Origin of the sequence: Amphibacillus sp. MSJ-3 (genome assembly GCF_018919165.1) — a bacterium.
Lineage (GTDB): Bacteria > Bacillota > Bacilli > Bacillales > Amphibacillaceae > Amphibacillus.
Genome location: NZ_JAHLQM010000056.1, coordinates 1 through 5,364 on the forward strand (window position 1 = coordinate 1; position 5,364 = coordinate 5,364).

Genomic DNA, 5,364 nt, shown 5'->3' on the forward strand with positions numbered 1-5,364 from the left:
GGATCAATAACAATTATTCTCTTTTCCAAGAACATTAAATTAGTATTTAACCAATTTTTAATAGCTAAATCTCATGTTTTTATTTATTCCTTAGTTTTCATAGAACTTTTTACATTACCCCACTATCCCTTGTCAACCAATTACTACCTAATTTAAATCATGTAGTAATTGGCACAAAGAATTTATACTACTTCAGGACTCCTCCTATGTACTTCCCGAACAAGTCATCAATTAAACTTCCTTTTTTAGGATAATTAGTGTGAAATCATCTCGCAGATGAAAATCTTGAAGTTTTTCGAAATAATGAAAGACTTGTTCTACGGCTTCTTGGGCTGGTAAATCTATGTAACCTTTAATGACTTGGATCATTTCATCACGCTCTATAAAGCGATCACCTACCCGACATTCCGTCACACCATCTGTTAGTAAGATTAAACAATCCCCCTTGTCCACTTTACGAACAAATTGTTGATAAACAGTGTCTTCTTTAACCCCCAAAACTAAACCGGGTGCTTGAATCTCTTCAAACTCCTTTTTATCAGCATGGTAATAAAAACAAGGTTCATGTCCGGCAGAGGCATATGAAAAAGTCTCGTCTTCGGGATTATATAATCCATAAAACATGGTAATAAACATACTCGGGTCCACATTTCGTTCCACAACCCGATTTAAACTTTCTAAAATAGCTCTCGGATCTTGTTGGCTTTCGGGTAAGCTATCCATTGAATACTTAATCATAGACATAGCAAGGGCAGCAGGAATCCCTTTACCAATTACGTCTGCAAGTGCAATCCCTAATTTGTTCTCTTTATTCGTAACAAAATGATAATAATCACCATTCATGTGATTGGCAGGGACACTGATCGCCCCAATATCTAAGCCTTGAACATCGGGTTTTACTGTTGATAATAGTGTCTTTTGCATACTTGCAGCTACTGAAATTTCAGATTCAAGTTCTGATTGTTTTTCCCTTAAAAATTGATTTTCTTGTAGAGCGAGCCCATATGAAATCATTGCTTCTAGTAAAAAATTCAATGAATCACTTATTTCCCTAGGTAAGTCAGGGTATAAATCCTTAAGTGCCTCGATATGAATATGAATAATTTCTTCTGGTGAAACATTATGTTGGACCGATAGTCTACTAAATTGTTCAGCATGATATAGGGCAGTTTCATTATTTGTTAATAAATATTCTTTTAATAATTGACGATAATTATCTAAATCAAGTTCTGTCGACTTCATAAACACACCCCACCTTATTATCTAACCCACTTTATCGTTTCTATCTCCGTTCCGTTTTTACTACTTGAAACAATTTCAAAATGGTCCATCAAACGTTTGACTCCCGGTAATCCAGCACCCAATCCACCTGAAGTCGAATAGCCATCTTGCATAACTTGGCTAATATCTTGAATCCCAGGCCCTTGATCCACGGCAACTATTTTCAAACCTTTTCGATCTATTTGATCTATCACTTCAAAACAGATTTTCCCTGTTTCAGCATACAAATAAATATTTCTTGATAGTTCAGAAATAGCTGTAGCAATTCGCGCCTGATCGACAGTACTAAAACCTAGGCTTTTCGCATGCTCTCTCCCCAGCTGTCGTGCTCCAACTATATCCCATTCTTTACATATGTTCACACAAGGTTTGAATTCCATAATTACCCCTCCAGTTCCTGTCGAAGTTTGGTCAAACCTTGTTCCAAGTTCAATGCCGTTTGAACATCTTGCATATGAATGCCTAATTCAATTAGCGTCATTGCTACTGCAGGCTGAATACCTGTTAAAACTACCTTTGCCCCCATTAGATCTGACATAGTTACCACATCCCCTAGAACCTTCGCAATAAAAGAGTCAATGATATCAACAGAAGTTAAATCAATAACAACACCTTTTGCACCACTTTTGTAAATTTCATTTAATAAATCTTCTTGAAACTGAATTGCAGTTTGATCATCCAAATCGATCTGAATTGAAATAAGTAAATAATTTTGTAATTTTAGAATTGGAATTCGCAAAAAAGATCACCCCTTCTCTACTGATTTCATAATATTTTCAATGACTTCTTCTTGGCTATTTTCACGAATAACTTTCCTACCGGTGAGCTCCAATGCGGTTGTAAATCCTTTACGTAGTGATGAACGCGTTGGAAATCTCGTTAAGTCAATTCCTAAATTCACAATCGTTTGAGCAATTTCAGGTCGAATGCCTACTAAAATACAATGCGAACCAATTAATCTTACAGCTTCTGCTGCCTGAATAATATGGTGAGCAACCATTGTATCTACCACGGGGACGCCTGTTATATCTATTAAAACAACTTCGGCATTGTGTTTAATCACCCCTTCAAGTAAGTTCTCCATAATTTGTTTGGCTCGATCTGTGTCAATTGTACCAATTAACGGCATGATCGTAATATTACTCATAACAGGGATTAAAGGAGCCGATAACTCTTGTAAAGCTACCCGTTGTAAGGAAACTGTGTGTTCCCAATTACCTGAATACTCATTAACCAACTTATTAATAATCGGATCAACCCAATCATTTACTTTATCTAATATAATTGAAAAATAATCCGTATCAATCAGGTCATCTTGACTTAAAATAAAATCAAACACCACCCGTCGGAATGTCGTCAAACCATCAGTTAAATATGATAGCGGCCAACCTAAGTTAACTAGTCGCTCTGAAAAATCCTCTAAATCTGTTGTTAACCTTTCCTCATCTAAACTTTTAAAAATGACATTAACAAATTCGCGATTGGTACTTTGAAATAGCTCTTCAGAAATCGTTGAAGTATACTCACTATTCCGCTTTTCTGAAACAGCTTCCAGCCAATTTTTAATAATAATATCACTATTATTTATAATGATTTGATTTACTCGATTTGGCAATACTATAACCACCTTTATCATTTTATTCTTTAATTAGAAAAACTACTTTTAAAAATCATCTCACAACTCTCACTTATCTTGGGTTAGTTGAAAGCTAATTTCTCTAATTCCGCCCCACCTTTACTGATTTTAAAAATCCAAGGTGATGGAGGACCCTTTATTTGCCACTAGTCCATCTAATTTATTTATAATATTAATTTAACATTAATTTCACTAAAAAACGATTACCACGATTATAAATCCTTCTATAAATACAACGAAAAGCCCCTGTCTTTATTTGTTGACAAGCGCTTTAATTGATCTTTATATCTAAATTAAATATTGGTCAGGCCTAGACTAATCTCTAAAGCGTTATCAATATTATCCATCATTTGACCATCCAATTGAGTAATCTTATCTGTTAATCGTTGTTTATCTATTGTTCTTATTTGCTCAAGTAAAATAACTGAATCACGTTCAAATCCATATTTATCCGCTTTTATTTCTACATGTGTTGGTAATTTTGCCTTTTGTATCTGGGCGGTGATTGCTGCGACGATCACTGTCGGGCTAAAGCGGTTACCGATATTATTTTGGATAATTAATACTGGTCGAGTACCACCTTGCTCTGAACCAACGACTGGAGAAAGATCAGCGAAATATACTTCGCCTCGTTTAACGATCAAACCATCACACCCCGCTCACTAAGCGTTCTAAGGTGATCTCTATCTCCGCCTCCTCTTCAGCTAAAAAGGATTCTGAAGCGATATTAAGGTTGATCTTAGCCATTTCCATATAGCCTCTTTGCATTGATTCACGAATATGTTGCTCTTTTTTGTCTCGCACGTAAGATTTTGTTGCTTGAAGGATGAGATCATTTAATTCTTTTTTTTCTTCCTCTAATAAACCATTCACTTCTCTGAGTAGATTCTTTGGTAATTTCACAACAACTTCCTGCATGTTTTTTGACAAAACATCCACCTCCACCACAATTATCAGCTAATTAGTATAATCTACTTTATCATATCATTGACACATACTCTTGCAAAGCTATTTTTAATAGTTTTTTAAATATATTTGAAGTTTCTTCAGTCATCTTTAATATGCTTATTGTAAATTGTCATCGCTTTGAATAATCAAGTAAATTGCCAGAGTGCTTATCATCGATTGCTCTAATCTTTATAAATCCGTGGTAATCTTTCCGTAAATAAACAGGCAACTTCATAATTAATTGTATCTAGATGTGTTGCAATTTCCTCAAGGGTAATCTTTTCATTTCCTTGTTGTCCAACAAATGTAACCTCTGTACCAATAGAATATGCACGATCAAGCCTTACCATACATTGATCCATACATATTCGCCCAACTAGCGGCATTCTTTCTCCATTAATTAAAACATCTAATCCTTGCCATTTACGTTGAATTCCATCACCATAGCCAATAGGAATGGTTCCAATCCATTGATCATACTCAGCTCGATAGGTTGCCCCATAACTAATTGATTCACCAGCTGAAACCTTTTTGACATGGGATAGTTTTGCTTTCAATGACAGGGCTGGTTTTAAAGGAAAGGGCCGGTTCTTTTTTATATATATAGATGGATAAAGTCCATACATTCCAATGCCAAATCGGACAGCATTATATAAATTACTTTCTTGTCGTAAGGCCGCAGCGCTATTACCAATATGGACAAGTATTTCCTTTTTAACCTGTTTACGAATAACTTCTAACATGGGTTCAAACCGGTTAATTTGAAGTTGATAATAATCGAGATTCTCCTCATCAGCTGTTGCAAAGTGAGTATAAACACCTTCCACATCAATGTAACGTTCATCTATATGGTTCAGAAACTGTTTAAGCTCAGTTAATGTTCGGATTCCAATTCGTCCCATTCCAGTATCTAATTTAATATGAATCGATAATTTTTTTGATTGTGACGCTTCCTTATAGTATGTTTCTAACCAACTAGCCTGAAAAACAGTTAATGTGATCTGGTGTTCAATTGCAACACTGATAAACTCTGGTGCAACCCAGCCTAAGACAAGGATAGGAACCTTAATTCCCGCTTGGCGAAGCTTAACCGCCTCTTCTAATAAAGCAACAGCTAATCCCCTTGCTCCAGATTCTATCGCGGCTCTTGCCACTTCAACATCTCCGTGACCATATCCATTTGCCTTCACCACCGCTATCACATCGACGGCAGGCCCCAATTGAGCTTGAATATGTTGGATATTGGATTTTACTGCTGTTAAATCTATCTCAATCCAGGCTGGACGGTAACATAATTGGTTCATTTTCCCCACCGCTTTCTCTTCTTTATCATTTATTATCAATTTAAAATGACAAAGTGTCAAATTCGGTTAAACTGAAGTATGTGTCAATATTTTCTCGATGTTGTTTTCATAACAGTAAGTTAGACACTCTAATATTGTACACCATTAGCTACCGCGCTTCGCTTGCTCGCCGTTTAGGTAGTGTGACGTTATTAA

The 5,364-nt window shown here is 35.8% G+C and carries 7 protein-coding genes; all 7 read right to left on the reverse strand.

The window, feature by feature from the left end; all coding sequences use genetic code 11:
* Positions 1-231: 231 nt before the first annotated feature.
* Positions 232-1,242: a PP2C family protein-serine/threonine phosphatase gene (locus KQI76_RS11385; protein ID WP_216400413.1), complete on the reverse strand. Its 1,011-nt coding sequence runs from the start codon at positions 1,240-1,242 to the stop codon at positions 232-234.
* Between the two features lie 17 nt (positions 1,243-1,259).
* Positions 1,260-1,661: an anti-sigma regulatory factor gene (locus tag KQI76_RS11390; protein WP_216400414.1), complete on the reverse strand. Its 402-nt coding sequence runs from the start codon at positions 1,659-1,661 to the stop codon at positions 1,260-1,262.
* Positions 1,662-1,663: 2 nt separating this feature from the next.
* Entirely contained in the window at positions 1,664-2,020 is a 357-nt protein-coding gene (locus tag KQI76_RS11395; RefSeq protein ID WP_216400415.1) for an STAS domain-containing protein, read from the reverse strand.
* A 6-nt stretch (positions 2,021-2,026) separates the two neighbouring features.
* Positions 2,027-2,896, reverse strand: coding sequence for an RsbT co-antagonist protein RsbRA (locus KQI76_RS11400; protein WP_216400416.1), 870 nt, complete (start codon positions 2,894-2,896; stop codon positions 2,027-2,029).
* A 314-nt stretch (positions 2,897-3,210) separates the two neighbouring features.
* Positions 3,211-3,561 (reverse strand): type II toxin-antitoxin system PemK/MazF family toxin, encoded by a 351-nt coding sequence (locus tag KQI76_RS11405; protein ID WP_216400417.1) that lies wholly within the window; start codon positions 3,559-3,561, stop codon positions 3,211-3,213.
* A gap of 4 nt (positions 3,562-3,565) precedes the next feature.
* Positions 3,566-3,835, reverse strand: a complete 270-nt coding sequence (locus tag KQI76_RS11410; protein ID WP_305853373.1) for an antitoxin — start codon at positions 3,833-3,835, stop codon at positions 3,566-3,568.
* Between the two features lie 212 nt (positions 3,836-4,047).
* Entirely contained in the window at positions 4,048-5,169 is a 1,122-nt protein-coding gene (alr, locus tag KQI76_RS11415; RefSeq protein ID WP_216400419.1) for an alanine racemase, read from the reverse strand.
* Between the last annotated feature and the right edge of the window lie 195 nt (positions 5,170-5,364).

Bases quoted from the DNA above. Each gene is read 5' to 3' on its own strand.
- KQI76_RS11385 (WP_216400413.1), bottom strand. From the start codon at position 1,242: ATGAAGTCGACAGAACTTGATTTAGATAATTATCGTCAATTATTAAAA.
- KQI76_RS11390 (WP_216400414.1), bottom strand. From the start codon at position 1,661: ATGGAATTCAAACCTTGTGTGAACATATGTAAAGAATGGGATATAGTT.
- alr (WP_216400419.1), bottom strand. From the start codon at position 5,169: ATGAACCAATTATGTTACCGTCCAGCCTGGATTGAGATAGATTTAACA.
- KQI76_RS11410 (WP_305853373.1), bottom strand. From the start codon at position 3,835: ATGCAGGAAGTTGTTGTGAAATTACCAAAGAATCTACTCAGAGAAGTG.